The organism is Allocoleopsis franciscana PCC 7113 (genome assembly GCF_000317515.1).
GTDB classification, from domain to species: Bacteria; Cyanobacteriota; Cyanobacteriia; order Cyanobacteriales; family Coleofasciculaceae; genus Allocoleopsis; species Allocoleopsis franciscana.
On sequence record NC_019738.1, the window covers coordinates 5,213,631 to 5,228,436 of the forward strand.

Genomic DNA, 14,806 nt, shown 5'->3' on the forward strand with positions numbered 1-14,806 from the left:
ACTTTACCTTGATAAGGATGACTTAAAACCGGATGCCGTAACCAACACCGAGAATGAACCGGACACCATCTCCAGCATTACCTGTCACATCAGCCGCCGCCGGGGTAATCACGAGGGGCACACCACGAATGGGATAAATCGAGGCTCCCAAATTCAAATCTTGACCCGTCCATTCGGCAATCAGGTTAACGGGTTCAGCCACTTTTAGAGCTACACTACCAAACACATTGGTCCCGCCTTCTCGATTGTTAACCTTCTCTTCTGAACGGAAACGACCCCCACCTAAGCCGAGGGAAACCGTGAGCGCGCTTAAGGGATCAGTGGGGTCTTGAGTTAGGGGAAGGACTTTAGTGACAACCCCGTAAACACTCTTGCCTGCATCGTTATTCCCCCAATCAATCGCATTCTCAACACCAACGGCAACGGCTAAGTCACCGCCCGTCTCATTGGTAAAGGTGCGGTGTACCTTAAAACTCACGCCACCATTTTCCCCAAAACCTTGCCGGAGGGTAGAATAAGAGGTGACCGCGACTTCAGCCGCCACTAGCTTTCTGGCATCCCCTAAACCAAAACCTGCGGTAACGGCACCATCATCAGTATTCGTAAAGCGGGTTCGTTCTTGATAGCCAAAGCCCACAAAAGCATCACGCCATTGAGCGCCAAACCCTGTGGGTGTACTAATACTGGTGCCGCCGCCAAATAGTCGCCGAGTGATGGTCGAAACAGGCGGTTCTGGAAGGCGATACTGTTGTCTCAAAGCCGCCAGATCATTTTGGGGCGGGGGAGAAGGCTGTGTTGCAACGGGGGGTTGGTAGCCAATGATATAGCGTGATGCCATATCCGAAGGATTAACGGGTGGCAGAGTACCCTCTTTCACTAAAGCCTGATAGATAAAGGCCGCTACGTCGGCGCGAGTGGCGTTGATGTTGGGATTTAAGAGAGCAACATTTGGGTAGTTAACCACCAGTTGATTCAATGTTGCCGCCGCCACCTTAGGACGGGCAAAATCAGGAATTTGTGCAGCGTCTTGAAAGCTACTGTTTAAGACGGAGGCGACTTGGGTAGGTGGAGACAGATCCAGTCCAGTCACCAGAGAGACTAACACCTGAACGCGAGGAATATTTTGTTCAGGCAGGAAGATACTGTTGGGGTATCCTTCCAGAAATCCTGTGCGATAAGCCGTTTGAATTGCCTCGAATCCCCAGTAATTGCTAGGGACATCCACAAACTGAGTGCCTGGGCGTTCAGCCGCTCGGGGAAACGCCTTACGAATCATTGCCGCAAACTGAGCGCGGGTTACTGGGTCATCGGGTCGGAATGTTCCATCGGGAAAACCCAGAATCACACCCCGTTCTGCTAGGGTTTCAATAAATGTCTGTGCCCAGTGACCTTGAACATCAGGAAAGGTTCTGTACTGAGCCAGTTGCATGGCGGTTGCTCTTGCCGGTTGTTGTTGCCCTACACTGACGGTGGTGGGCTGGCTCTGGTTGGGCACAGTGCTCCCCTGATCTGGAGCTTGGGGACGAAGAGCCTCGGCTCCCAGCATATTTTTCAGGAGAGATTGACCCAAAGAACCACCAGAAGAAGCCTTAGCTGTCGTTTTAGGAGGAGAGGGCGGTGTGGGATTGGCAACACCCGCCACAGCGGATAGCATAGTACTGCTTAAGATAGAGCTGATTAAGATATGCGCCCAAAGGCGTAGATTTTTGCTGACTTGATAGAAACGACCCGTGCATCTGGCTTTCCTCATCACCATTTCCTACTATGCGTGCAGTTGAGTTAATACCTCAAAGGTACACGAGGTTAGTCTATTTTATGTCATCACTATATCTTCCGGAACTTTCCCCAAAAATAGAGTGACTTGGTGTAAAGAGAGTCAACATTTGATTAATCGAGACGGTTTGAAAGTGAGCCCAAAAAGACCCTTTGAGATGTTTTGTCGAATCGGTATGACAGGTAGTGGTATGAGGAAACGCCTGAATCCACCCATCGCGGGTTTAACCTTGATCACATTGATGGCGACGGCTGTACCCGCTCCTAGCCATGCCCAACTTCCCACCTTACCAGCTCCTAGGGATTCACAAACTTCCCCTTCCCCTAATCCGAACAATGTTCCATTTCCTCCAGCATCTGCGCTTGAGGGTTCCCCAATTCCCTCATTTTCCACGCCTCCCTCATCCCCGGAGGCACCCCCTCCTCCGGCTGGGAGTCGCCCCTCTGGATTTAGTAACTTACCACCGGAAACCCCTTACACCCTCGGCGCTGGCGATCGCGTCAGAGTTGATGTCTTTGATGTTCCTGAATACAGTGGCGAGTTTGCGGTTTTAGTGGATGGTACCCTGAACCTACCGGTGATTGGTGCCGTTACCGTGCGAGGGCGGACACTGCAACAAGCCAGTGAAACCATTTCTCAACTCTATGCTCGCTACGTGAGGCGTCCCCTTGTCACCGTAGGACTCCTAGCTCCCCGCCCCGTCACGATTGCCGTCGCGGGTGAAGTCAATCGTCCGGGAACTTACACCGCAGGTGCTCAAGGTGGCGCTGGTGCTGGTACAGTCGCAGGACAATTTCCCACCGTCACCCAGGCGATTACTCTGGCGGGTGGCATTACTCAAGCGGCTGCTGTAGGGGAGGTCAAACTCCGGCGTCGTAATTCACCCACAACCTACACCATTAACCTCTGGGCTTTATTAAACCAGGGCGACATCTCCCAAGATGTAGCGTTAAGAGATGGAGACACCCTGTTTATCCCCACGGTTACGGATGTCAATCCCACCGACACTCGGACACTGGCGGATGCTAGTTTCGCCAACCGACAAGCTCAACCGATTAATATTGCGATCGTGGGCGAAGTTGCTCGTCCTGGCCCTTATGAAATCACAGGTGGAGGAGCCGGGACGGGCGGTGCTACAGGCGCAGTCACCGGTGCCACGACGGGTGTAGCGGCAGGCGGAGGCACGGCGGGCGGCCCACCAACGATCACCAAGGCGATTCAAGTGGCTGGAGGGATTACCTCCCAGGCGGATGTACGCTCTGTCACTATCCGGCGTCCAACTCGCTCAGGCCAATCCAAAGTCATTGAGGTCAATTTATGGGAGATGTTGCGTACCGGTGACATCTCTCAAGACGTAATCTTACAAAATGGCGACACCATTACAATTCCTACCGCCACGGCGATTGACCCCGCCGAGGCAACCATACTGGCTGGAGCGAGTATTTCTCCCAATACCATTGTGGTGAACGTGGTTGGGGAAGTGACCCGAGCCGGTGCTATCCCCGTGCCCCCCAACACCCCCTTGAATCAAGCCATACTGGCAGCAGGTGGATTTAACACTCGCGCCAAGAAGAGTAAGGTTGACCTAATTCGCCTCAATCCCAATGGCTCGGTTTCCAAACGAGAAGTTGAGGTCGATTTGGCTCAGGGCATTAATGAAGAAGGTAATCCTACTTTACGCAACAATGATGTTGTGGTTGTCAGACGCTCTACCGTCGCTAGCATTGGGGATACTCTGGGTACGGTTTTGTCACCGATTACTAACTTCTTCGGCTTCTTAAACCTGTTTGGTTTTTAAACTGTTTAGATGGCTTGGCAATTAATCATGAGCGGTTTTTTCGGTTGTCTTTCGGGTTCAAGCGTTGGTGCCGACGACAACCGACTTAACCTTTTCGGGAGCCTCAAGTATTGGGAATGGCATGAGGGGGAAGGAGGCGGTTAACCAGATTCGCAATCTTCAGCCTTGATCCGCAGGGCGAGGGAGCATCAATTCCCACCCTGCCTAGATTCTGTGTAGTATCCTAGGCATACTAGATACAGAATTAGATAAACCAGTAAATTTTTTCCACATTCTTTCCATTTATCAAGAAGGGCGGGGGCAAGTATGGAGATGGGCAATATTCAAGATCCATTACTACCGAATGGCAATGGTAAGCGCTTGCCGTCAATGCCGCTCATCTATCCCACTAAACCGCCAGAGAATCCTGATGATGATGACCTCAATCTTCGGCAGCTATTGACCGTATTCAAGCGTCGTGCCCTTGTCATTGCTGGGGTCGCGATCGCTGTAACTTCGGGAATTGGTTTTTGGAGTTTTCGTCAGGAGCCAAAATACGAAAGTCGCTTCCAGCTTTTGGTCGAACCGGTCACAGCCGAGGGGGGAAAGCTGAACAAATTGGCACAAGTGCCCGGTGTCACTGATGTTCCCTATTCGGTTCTGGATTACGACACGCAAATTCAGGTGCTGCGTAGCCCGAATTTAATGAGTCCCATTCTTAAAGAAATCCAAAAGCGCTATCCCGACGTTAGCTACGATTCCCTAATTACCAGTACTAAGCTCAAAATTGGTCGATTGGAAGAAACAAAAATTCTAGAAGTCCGCTATCGGGACACAGACGCCAAAAAAGTTCGGGAAATCTTACACCAGGTTGCCAGGGGTTATTTGCGCTATTCACTGCAAGAGCGGCAGATGAACCTGAAGAAGGGTATTGAGTTTGTGGATAGTCAATTACCTCAACTACGCCTGCGGGTAGACAAACTCCAAGCTGATCTGCAAGCATTTCGGCAGCGCAACGAACTCCTCGACCCGGAAAGCCAATCCCAACAGCTCGCGATGCGGGTGAATACAATTGAGCAACAGCAGGTAGACACACAAGTCAAGATCAGAGAAAACCAATCTCTGTATGCTACCCTTACGTCACAACTGGGGTTGCAACCGGAGCAGGCGATCGCGACAACTAGCCTCAGTGAAGCTCCTCGCTACCAACAACTCCTCAACCAGCTACAAGAAATTGAAGCCAAAATTGCTAAGGAGTCAGCACGTTTTACGGAAGACAGCCCGACCATTGTTGCCCTACGCAACCAACAGCGCAATCTCCTACCTCTGCTGGAACAAGAATCCCAAAAAGTGATCGGGACGAATCTGCAACAGGCCGGTGTCACCAATGATTCACCGAGTTCGATTCGTAACCAACTGTCACAGCAACTGGTAGATGCCGCTAACCAAATTCAAGTTTTGCAAATGCGACAAAAGGCGATCGCTCAAGCTGAACGCCTGTTAAACCAGCAAGTTAGACAAATGCCGGTGGTTGCTCGCCAATACACCGATTTACAACGAGAACTGAATGTGGCGACGGAGAGCTTAAATCGCTTTCTGGGGGTTCGGGAGGGATTGCAAATTGAAGTTGCCCAGAAATCTCTGCCTTGGGAAATCATTTTAAAACCTGAAGTGCCTAAATTTCCGGTTTCTCCTAATAATGAGCGGAACCTTATTTTAGGTGCGATCGCGGGTTTATTATTGGGCACGGTTGTTGCCTTAATGGTCGAACGTTTAGACAATGTTTTCCACTCTCCCGATGAACTCAAAGACCGCACTAAACTGCCACTGCTGGGTGTCATTCCCTACAGCAAACAACTGAAAGAAATCATGCCTGCGGCTACTTTGGCTGATAAAATGCCAGAGCCAGAAGATGCCACACCCAAAAAGGGCAATCGCCGCCAGCCCCAATGGTATAAAGCATCGCCCTTTTTAGAATCCTTCCGTTCTCTGCATACCAATATTCGCTTTCTGGGTAGTGATACACCTATTCACTCCATTGTGATTAGCTCGGCAACACCAGGCGATGGCAAATCGACCGTTTCCGTTCACCTCGCTCAAGCGGCGGCAGCAATGGGGCAACGGGTACTGCTAGTCGATGCTGACTTGCGCTTACCACAGGTGCATAAAGTTTTGGGCTTGGAAAACCAAATTGGTCTGAGTAACGTAATTGCCACTGGATGTACGGCGAAACAAGCCATCCAGCGATTACCGATGTGGGATCACTTGTATGTCTTAACCGCTGGTCAGCTTCCACCTGACCCCACTCGGCTCCTATCTTCTAAGAAAATGCTGTATCTGATGGAGCAATTTCATGCCGTTTTTGACCTGGTGATTTACGATACACCCCCTGTCCTAGGACTGGCGGATGGTCAACTTTTGGCCGCTCATACCAATGGGGTTGTCATGGTAGGAGGATTGGGTAAAACGGATCGGTCAATGATGATGCAATCCTTAGATCGGCTGAGAATTTCTAACGCTACTGTTTTAGGTGTGGTTGCCAACGGTGTCAAGGGGTATACCACCCAATCTTACTATCATTATCAACACTACTATGCCCCAACTGAATCAGAAGTGATGAAGGCGAAGAAGCTGTTGCAAAAAAGGATGGGTTAACTACCCCTTTTTTAGTGGGGATAAGGTAGATGGCAGATGGAACAAAAAACCTAAGCTGAAAAGGGGGTTATCAAGACGGATTTTGTATCAAATGTTCTGAATTTGGGGTTGGAAGTTTAATCGTAAAAATCCTACCTTTTCTAATCGTTGACAAAAGCTTACCTCTAAAAAATTAAAAGAAAAGGCGATAAAGTCACCTACTGAGGCAGAATAATCCTATTATCATTGTTCGCAACTTTTCAACCCATTAACCACCACTAATCTTGGCTTTATAACCCATCTGAATCAGCAGTGGAACAAGTTTTTGAGTATGGTCACCCTGAATTTCTAGGGTATTATCCTTTACCGCACCCCCACTACCACACTGGGTTTTGAGTTGCTTTAATAACTTCGCTAAAGTTTCGGGCGTGGCTTGAAATCCACTAATGACGGTTACCGTTTTTCCCTTACGTCCCTTACGGGAAGCTTGTACCCTCAAATCTTGTTGATTGGCAGGTAGTTCTTGAACAGCTCGTTCAGTGGCAGCCGGCTTACTGCCCGAACCAAACTCTTGGTAAACAACACGATTGCCTGTGGCATCCCCTTTTTGGCTATCGCTAGAGGATTGAGAATTAGACGATTTCCGGTTTGATTTTGATGAAGTCATACCTTTTAACAAAATAGTGAAGATGAAGTATGAAAGATGAATTTTTACTTTCTCAGGTAACCCCTGGTAAACAAGTCGTTATGTTTATAATTCAACCTTCATACTTCAAGTATTATTGATTCACCTTGGCGCAAAAATTAGACTCTGCTGCTACGGTACCGTAATGGGAACCAAAGCATTCTCCGGTACATAAGTACGGTAAATCCCATTATCAGCAAAAACTAAAGTCAGCCGTATCGGATAATCGGGGCTAATTTGTAAATCGGCCCAAGGCACTGCCACCTCCAAGCACTGCTCAAATGCAGCTTGAGCACGACTGGCTCTGGGATGCCAAAGTAGATGCTCCCCAGCTTCCTCAAACCAAGTTGAGGCCGTTTGCAAATTAATCCCTAGATGGTGGTGGAACAGATAGTTCAACGGTGCCTCTTCCGGCAATTCTGCGATCGGTGCAGGACTGTTGTGCATAATTTGATCGGGGTAAAACCACAACAGGTGCAATTCTGAGGGAATGTCCTTACCCGGTTGCATCCCACTCTTGAAGTCAACGCGCAGGTAAAAGTTGAGGTGATCGACCCCGTACCATAGGCGCTGAACTGCACTGCTGCGGTGCATTGTACCTCGTGCGCCCCCAATCTCCAGACGACCCGCCTTATCCCAATCCTGCTCATCTCCCTTGCCATTGATCACAGGGTGAATGAAACTTTCGGGTTGATGGTCTCCCCGAATTTCGTGGATTTCTACCTCTTTTTTAAGATTGCGAGGAATCGGCTCATTCAAGCTGGTGTAAATGGCGCTGAGATGTTCCCGGAATAACTGGTCGAATATGGCATCGTGGTTAGAGGAATGACCCTCGCCAAACCACCAGAACCAATCTGAACCTTCCGCCGCATACAAGGCTTCCCAAACTTCTGGGTTATTTTCTTCCGTCGCTTCTGGATGATTCGCTAAGACTTGCCGTGCTTCTGTCAGCAAGTCCCAAGCTCGATTTTTGGCAGGGTCTCCAATCCAAGTGGTGAAGCTACCATCCACCCAGGAACCACTGTGGAGTTGTTCTGATGGAATAATTTCGGTGGCTGGAAACTGTTCGATAAATTCACTCACCGTTACCAGCTTGATATCTGAATGGTCGCTTAGGGTCTGATAAAGCGATTCTAGGAAGGGGATGCCGTCTTTGTAATAATACTCCCAGCAATTTTCCCCATCTAGAGCAATGGTGACCAACCATGGGTTTTCTAAGGAGGTGCCACCTTCATGTTGCCGAGATTTTAAAGAACGAGAAATTGCTTCTAAATGTCCCACCAAGTTGCTAGAAGCCTGCTTCGCATCCATGGTTCCATAAGTAAAACCAATTAAATCCGATAAGCGATGGTCTCGGAATACGATCGCCAGAGGGCCATAAGGGGTTTCCAGGCGATAGGGACGGTAGAGTACCTCCGGATCTACCACATTCCCGGCCTCATCCCGGTGGAAGAAGTGCTTCAGCGTACACCCCAACACCGCCTCATCGGAGCAAATCCACTCAAACCCTTGTTGAGCAATGTAAGGTAAAACCTCAGGGCTAACGGACTGCTCCGAAGGCCACAACCCACGCGGAGTTCGACCAAAGCGGTCTTGATACATCGTCCACGATTTCTTCAGGTGCCGGGGAATATCTTCTTCCCACTGAAATCGATGTTGGGGCAAGTTCATGTGAGGGACAGCCCGACGCCCTGCATTGGTATCTGCCAGTAGGGGCAAAATGGGGTGGGTGTAGGGTGTTGTGGTCACTTCTAGCTGACCGGCATCCTGCATTTTCCGGTGCTGGGGAATAATCCGACCGATGATTTCTCTCTGCTTGGAATAAATGCGTTGGCGATCGCTTAAGGTAAAATTCCGCCCTTGCTTTAACCATCCCTCAATCTCTGGGTCATCCCAAAACAGAGGGTCAATCCAGGCTAGATTGTGCCACGCCAGCAAGTCACTAAAATCTTCGAGCGTCCAATTATCCAGACACCATTCCCTTCCTTTGTCCTGTCGCAACCCGTACAGTTCCCGGTAGCGAGGATGGGGGTCAATCAGGGTGTGGTGATTGCCATCAAAAAAATGCTCGATGATAAATTGCTTCTGTTCGATGTTGAGCTGTTCGCTGGGTGTCAAAGCCACTTCCAGATAGGGATCGAACGCTTTACCCGCGACATAATCTTCGAGCTGCAAAATCAGCGAAGGAACCAAGTTCACTGTCTGATGCAGCTTGGGATAGCGCTCTAAAAGTAGCACTAAATCTAAGTAGTCTTTTGTACCATGTAACCGCACCCAAGGTAGACGGTATTGCCCTAGAGTACCCGATCCGCGATCGCGACATTTGTACAAGGGTTGGTGCTGATGCCAGATAAAAGCGACGTATAAGGGATAAGACATGCGTTTTGAGTCGGATGAGACGTGTGAGTCAAGAGTTGGGGAAGATCATGACAGTCCTCCCCGTCTTAACTCTTAACTTTTAACTCAAAACGGCTACATGACTTGCTCAACTTCAGCAATTTCTGGGATGAATTCGCGTAAGCGCCGCTCAATCCCCATTCTCAGGGTCATGGTTGAACTGGGGCAAGACCCGCAGGCACCTTGAAGCCGAAGTCTAACAATCGGGCCATCTAACTCGACGAGTTCGACATTTCCACCATCCGCCATCAAGTAGGGACGCAAGTCATCCAAAACTGTTTCGACGTTCTCAGGAGTTAGCGCCATTGCTTGGGACATAATTGTTCATCCTTTGTGCTTTGTGATTTTTTGATTGAATCGCAGCTATCTTCATCCTAGCTTCCTTGAGTAGAGCAGAAAGACTAGCTTTCAGCAATTAGCTTCGTTGTCTGGCACATCGGAAGAACGAATCGTTTAGATTGGTTGTGTTCTATACCAGCTCAATCAGCTCGCTAATCACTGAAAGATCATAGCGAATCGATCAGGATTAAACCGCTACGGGTTCGAGGAGTTTGATATTAGAAAAGCCGAACTCGGTAGTGAGTCGATTGTCTCCATCGATCGCGTGAACGACTTGGCGCGTCATGACATAATAATTGCCGACTTTCTCATAGGTTTCCTCAAACTCTCGTTTGGTCTTGAGATTGCCCGTCTTAGCCTCTCGGAAGATGGCGTTGTAGCCTGTGGAAACATAGCCTTCCCCGGTATCTAAGCTTTCATTGGTATTAATCGTAAACGCCATCGGTCCCATCACCCGGCTCACCTGGCAAATTTCGGTACCTCGGACTTTGTAATTCGACCCCATGGCATCGCCCTTGACCCGAATTTCTACAGCACCAGTAGCGTCTGTTTCACCGAGGCTAAATTCATTCTTGCCATGAGCCTTTTCAAAGGATGAGCGCTTACGGTGGGTAACAATATCCCGCATTTGGTTATAAACGCTTTCTTGAACTTTTTCGTCTTCAATGCCAGCAACTTCTACTGTAAGGTCACCATTAATCCGAACTTCCCCCTTGTAGACTTCATCACCCTGCTTAATTTCGATATCCGCACGGTAACCTGGGAAGTTGGCGTCCCAGGTGTAGCGGTTTTCGTAGGCAGCTTGAAACAACTCACGAGCGCTGGTTTGCTCTGTCATAAATCCTTAATATCAATCAACACTCTCTAGTTTAAGAATCTTTACTGAGTATTGAACTTCTCAGCCAAAAATTGCCGAACCAAAAATGGATTGAAAATTGGACTTTTGACAGTTGACTTTTGACTTATTATGTCATTCTTCAGTCCATCAGGACGCACTCGGCTGGATGGGTTCCTGATAAAGTGGCACCGTAAACGTAACGGTTGAGCCTAATCCTTCACCCATACTATAAAAGTTGACAACACCTCCCATCGTTTCCACGAGTCGTTGAGAGATAGTCAGACCTAAACCTGTGCCGCCATATTGACGAGTGCGTTCACCATCCACCTGACTGAAAGCCTGAAATAGCTTGTCTTGCTTATCCAGAGAAACACCAATCCCTGTATCAGCAACTCGGATTTTAACCATACCGGGGAATTCCTGATCCTTAAACGGTACTTTTTTCCTGAGGACTTCAGCACTAATGGTTACCCCACCTTCGTGGGTAAATTTGATCGCATTGCCAGTCAGATTTAAGAGAATTTGCAGGAGCCGCTGATAGTTCCCGTATACAATGATTTCATCACGAGTATTGGGTAGCTCAACATTGAAACTGAGGTTCTTTTGTTGAGCTTGATTCTGAGTAAAATCTCGAACATCATCCAGCAGTTCATTGAGCTGAACTTGGCCTAATTCCAGCTCCATTTTACCGGCTTCAATTTTGGCGATATCTAAGATATCGTTGATGATGTCCAATAGATGCAGCGCTGATTTATGGGCATCATCCATAAATTCCGCCTGTTCTTCAGGCGTATCTACCATGCCGTCAATGATCAGCTTAAGGCTACAGATAATGCCATTGAGAGGGGTTCGTAACTCGTGGGTTGTGTTGGCGAGAAATTGGCTTTTCAGCCGAGAAACCGCTTCAGCTTGTTCGCGAGCTTCTTCTAACTCTTTATAGAGGGTGGCATGGGCGATCGCAGTTCCCACTTGTTCAGCCAGTTCCCTCACCAATTCGATTTCTGCCTCACTCCAGAGCCGGTGGCGATCGCACTGTTGTAGTTTAATCAAACCATTGGGTTGGTCTGTATAGGTAGTAGAAACCACTAGCACGGATTGCTTTTGGCATTCTGAGGTTGTGGCTTGCTCAACCACGACGGGTTCGCGACTAAACAGCGCTTGTCTCAGGGAGGGTTCCTCTGCCAGATCCAGCTTTTTCCCCACGTTGGAGCGACGCGAGTCTTGGGAGTATTCTGCCTTGATTCGGACTTCTGGATCGTCTGGTTTGTACGAGCAAATCATGCAGTGGCTGACTTGAAGCGCCTTCCCTAGACTTTTGACCGTTTCTTGCCAAATTGTATCCAAATCGAGGGTACGACGGATTTTACGAGCAATTTGAGTTAGAAGCTTAGAGTTGGGGTCTAAGCTTAGAGGGACAAAAGAGTCAATAACTTGTTGTACCGAGGCTTCCGGCAACAAATGACCCATGACCAGCACCCTTGTTGCTTTGCCATCGGCTTGTAAAATGGGGCTGATCACCAACTCAAACGGTAAAAGTTGATCCTTGTAGGCCAACGAGTGGATGCAACGTTCAGGAGTTCGTTGCTCCAGAATTCGCTGAATTTGTTCTAGATAGGCGTCAGCCGCGATCGGATGAAATGTTTCACGTAGGGGAAGCCCAAGCACTTGTTCGTTTGTCAGACCATAGCGCTCAGCGCCTTGCCAGTAAAATGAGTGGTACTGACCAGATGCATCCTGAGTAAACACAAGTTCGGACCCTAACCCCTGCAAAAAGCTCGATTTGCTTGGTGCAGTAGCAGATTCCATATCGGTATACCCAGAAAGAGGATGTTGTAAATTAACAGGAGCAGTCATCAGACAAGACCTGGAAACTGCGAGTTGACAAAAAAAATGATTGGCTGGAGCGATGCGACCGAAAGGGAACGGGGCGTAGCTCAAACTTTAAAGATTTGGCTTTAAAGCAACAGCCGATACTTGTTTGTTTGACCTCAATCATTCCATTCGCCTCGTGGAGGCACGGGGGGATTGCGGTCTAAGGCACGGGTCAGTTCGTCATCCCGTTCCCGTTCACCTCTTAGCCACTGACGAATTGCTGTTTCAATAACCCGACTCGGATCATTGGTTAGGTGCTGGATTTGCTCTAATAGTTCTGAATCCAAATGAATAGAGATTTCTTCTTTGTCAGTTGAAGGCTCTCTATGTACGGCATGATCGTTCATAAGCCCAGTGTTAGGTTCCCTAATAAACATTTTACGATAACTATCAATTCGCCGTCTTTCGATTCTGCACACGCCCAAAGGGTATCTTTAATGAAGCCTCGAAGCCATTCCCTAAGAGGGGGATCTCCCGATTTTGTAGGCAAAAACATTAAAATAAGTTAAGCGCTATTGAATTTTACAGCCCTTTCTTGTTGTCACCCTGATATGACTGACGTTCCTGTCTCTCGCATTCGTAACTTTTCAATCATCGCCCATATCGATCATGGGAAATCCACTTTAGCCGATCGCTTGCTACAGACGACGGGCACAGTCGAGGCGCGGCAGATGAAGGAACAGTTCCTGGACAATATGGATTTGGAACGGGAACGGGGCATTACAATTAAGCTGCAAGCTGCACGGATGAACTATACCGCCAGCGATGGTGAGCAATACGTCCTCAATCTCATTGATACACCCGGTCACGTCGATTTTTCTTATGAGGTATCGCGATCTCTCGTTGCCTGTGAAGGAGCTTTGTTGGTTGTAGATGCATCTCAGGGCGTTGAGGCACAAACTCTGGCTAATGTTTACTTAGCACTGGAGCATGACCTAGAAATTATCCCGGTTCTGAATAAAATCGACTTACCCGGAGCCGATCCTGAACGAGTTAAGAGCGAAATCGAAGAGATCATTGGTCTTGATTGTAGCGGGGCAATCAAGGCTTCGGCAAAGGAAGGCATCGGAATTCATGAAATCTTAGAATCCATCGTCCATTTAATCCCTCCTCCCCAGGATACGGTAAACCAACCCCTGCGTGCATTAATTTTTGACAGCTACTATGACCCTTACCGGGGTGTGATTGTTTATTTCCGAGTTGTGGATGGAACGGTTAAAAAAGGCGACAAAGTCCGCTTAATGGCATCCCACAAAGAGTACGAGATTGATGAGCTTGGTATTCTTTCCCCCACCCAAATCCAAGTCGATGAACTCCATGCTGGTGAGGTGGGTTACCTAGCCGCCGCCATCAAAGCTGTAGAAGACGCCCGTGTTGGTGATACGATTACCCAGGCAGCGAAACCTGCCGAGGCTCCCTTGCCTGGTTATGCGGAAGCCAAACCGATGGTCTTTTGCGGCTTATTCCCCATCGATGCGGATCAGTATGAAGATTTGCGGGATGCCTTAGAGAAGCTGAAGCTGAATGATGCTGCACTGCATTATGAGCCGGAAACATCCAGCGCTATGGGTTTTGGCTTCCGTTGTGGCTTCTTGGGCTTGTTGCACATGGAGATCGTTCAGGAGCGGCTGGAGCGAGAATACAATCTAGATTTAATCATTACCGCGCCGTCTGTGGTGTATCAAGTCACAACGAATAAAGGCGAAGTCTTCGAGATTGACAATCCTAGCAAACTCCCGGCACCCAACGAACGGGAAAGTATTGCTGAACCCTATGTCCAAGTGGAGATGATTACTCCTGAAAGCTACGTTGGCACCCTGATGGAACTGTGTCAAAATCGACGTGGGGTGTTTAAGGACATGAAATATCTCACCCAAGGGCGAACGACGTTAGTTTATGAATTGCCATTGGCAGAAGTCGTAACGGATTTTTTTGACCAGTTGAAGTCCCGTTCTCGCGGCTACGCTAGCATGGAGTACCATCTGATTGGCTACCGAGAAAACACACTCGTCAAGTTAGATGTTCTGATTAATGGTGACCCTGTTGATTCTTTGGCAATGATTGTTCACCGAGATAAAGCTTACAATGTGGGTCGTTCCTTGGTGGAAAAATTGAAAGAACTGATTCCCCGTCATCAATTCAAGATTCCCCTCCAAGCATCCATTGGCAGTCGCGTGATCGCCAGTGAACATATCCCAGCTTTACGCAAAGACGTACTCGCCAAATGTTATGGCGGCGACATCAGCCGGAAGAAGAAACTGCTTCAGAAACAGGCAAAAGGGAAGAAGCGGATGAAATCCGTTGGTACTGTGGATGTCCCGCAGGAAGCGTTTATGGCAGTGTTGCGCCTCGATCCGCAGTAGGACTTCAATCCGGAAATGGGGTGAGTGTTAGAAGGGACTATTGCAATATGCCCCTTCTACTCCCCTACTAACAATCTTCAGCAAATCTTGATGACTTGATCGACGCTCTAAGCTCAATCTATTGAAA

10 protein-coding genes are annotated in these 14,806 nt (G+C 48.5%); 3 read left to right on the forward strand and 7 right to left on the reverse strand.

The genetic code is table 11. The annotated features are described in order from the left end of the window. Nucleotides 1-22 precede the first annotated feature (22 nt). Entirely contained in the window at nucleotides 23-1,750 is a 1,728-nt protein-coding gene (locus MIC7113_RS21430; protein ID WP_015184279.1) for an S-layer homology domain-containing protein, read from the reverse strand. Between the two features lie 157 nt (nucleotides 1,751-1,907). Here MIC7113_RS21430 and MIC7113_RS21435 point away from each other — a divergent pair, with 157 nt between their 5' ends. After that, nucleotides 1,908-3,572, forward strand: coding sequence for a polysaccharide biosynthesis/export family protein (locus tag MIC7113_RS21435; protein WP_155898069.1), 1,665 nt, complete (start codon nucleotides 1,908-1,910; stop codon nucleotides 3,570-3,572). A 306-nt stretch (nucleotides 3,573-3,878) separates the two neighbouring features. Further along, nucleotides 3,879-6,206: a GumC family protein gene (locus tag MIC7113_RS21440; RefSeq protein ID WP_015184281.1), complete on the forward strand. Its 2,328-nt coding sequence runs from the start codon at nucleotides 3,879-3,881 to the stop codon at nucleotides 6,204-6,206. A gap of 247 nt (nucleotides 6,207-6,453) precedes the next feature. Here the strand turns inward: MIC7113_RS21440 and MIC7113_RS21445 are convergent, their stop codons facing one another. The 6 genes from MIC7113_RS21445 to MIC7113_RS21470 all read right to left on the reverse strand — a co-directional run bounded on the left by MIC7113_RS21445 (nucleotide 6,454) and on the right by MIC7113_RS21470 (nucleotide 12,663). Continuing rightward, the gene (locus MIC7113_RS21445; protein ID WP_015184282.1) at nucleotides 6,454-6,852 is read right to left on the reverse strand and encodes a translation initiation factor; all 399 of its coding nucleotides are present in this window, start codon (nucleotides 6,850-6,852) and stop codon (nucleotides 6,454-6,456) included. A 150-nt stretch (nucleotides 6,853-7,002) separates the two neighbouring features. Continuing rightward, entirely contained in the window at nucleotides 7,003-9,249 is a 2,247-nt protein-coding gene (locus MIC7113_RS21450; RefSeq protein ID WP_015184283.1) for an alpha-amylase/alpha-mannosidase, read from the reverse strand. Between the two features lie 93 nt (nucleotides 9,250-9,342). Next, nucleotides 9,343-9,585 carry a NifU family protein gene (locus tag MIC7113_RS21455; RefSeq protein ID WP_015184284.1) on the reverse strand — a complete coding sequence of 81 codons (243 nt, stop codon included), beginning with the start codon at nucleotides 9,583-9,585 and terminating at the stop codon, nucleotides 9,343-9,345. Between the two features lie 208 nt (nucleotides 9,586-9,793). Beyond that, a complete protein-coding gene (locus tag MIC7113_RS21460; RefSeq protein WP_015184285.1) occupies nucleotides 9,794-10,444 on the reverse strand; it encodes a DUF3386 domain-containing protein in 651 nt (216 codons plus the stop codon). Nucleotides 10,445-10,591: 147 nt separating this feature from the next. Beyond that, nucleotides 10,592-12,298 (reverse strand): ATP-binding protein, encoded by a 1,707-nt coding sequence (locus MIC7113_RS21465; RefSeq protein WP_015184286.1) that lies wholly within the window; start codon nucleotides 12,296-12,298, stop codon nucleotides 10,592-10,594. Between the two features lie 134 nt (nucleotides 12,299-12,432). Next, on the reverse strand, nucleotides 12,433-12,663 hold the full coding sequence (locus MIC7113_RS21470) for a type II toxin-antitoxin system CcdA family antitoxin (RefSeq protein WP_015184287.1): 231 nt from the start codon (nucleotides 12,661-12,663) through the stop codon (nucleotides 12,433-12,435). A 204-nt stretch (nucleotides 12,664-12,867) separates the two neighbouring features. On the opposite strand from MIC7113_RS21470, the gene lepA reads away from it, so the two are divergent. After that, the gene (lepA, locus tag MIC7113_RS21475) at nucleotides 12,868-14,679 is read left to right on the forward strand and encodes a translation elongation factor 4 (protein ID WP_015184288.1); all 1,812 of its coding nucleotides are present in this window, start codon (nucleotides 12,868-12,870) and stop codon (nucleotides 14,677-14,679) included. Nucleotides 14,680-14,806: the final 127 nt, after the last annotated feature.

Coding starts and splice junctions, on each gene's coding strand:
- MIC7113_RS21465 (WP_015184286.1), bottom strand. CDS start 12,298: ATGACTGCTCCTGTTAATTTACAACATCCTCTTTCTGGGTATACCGAT.
- MIC7113_RS21460 (WP_015184285.1), bottom strand. CDS start 10,444: ATGACAGAGCAAACCAGCGCTCGTGAGTTGTTTCAAGCTGCCTACGAA.
- MIC7113_RS21455 (WP_015184284.1), bottom strand. CDS start 9,585: ATGTCCCAAGCAATGGCGCTAACTCCTGAGAACGTCGAAACAGTTTTG.
- MIC7113_RS21430 (WP_015184279.1), bottom strand. CDS start 1,750: ATGAGGAAAGCCAGATGCACGGGTCGTTTCTATCAAGTCAGCAAAAAT.
- lepA (WP_015184288.1), top strand. CDS start 12,868: ATGACTGACGTTCCTGTCTCTCGCATTCGTAACTTTTCAATCATCGCC.
- MIC7113_RS21470 (WP_015184287.1), bottom strand. CDS start 12,663: ATGAACGATCATGCCGTACATAGAGAGCCTTCAACTGACAAAGAAGAA.
- MIC7113_RS21445 (WP_015184282.1), bottom strand. CDS start 6,852: ATGACTTCATCAAAATCAAACCGGAAATCGTCTAATTCTCAATCCTCT.
- MIC7113_RS21440 (WP_015184281.1), top strand. CDS start 3,879: ATGGAGATGGGCAATATTCAAGATCCATTACTACCGAATGGCAATGGT.
- MIC7113_RS21450 (WP_015184283.1), bottom strand. CDS start 9,249: ATGTCTTATCCCTTATACGTCGCTTTTATCTGGCATCAGCACCAACCC.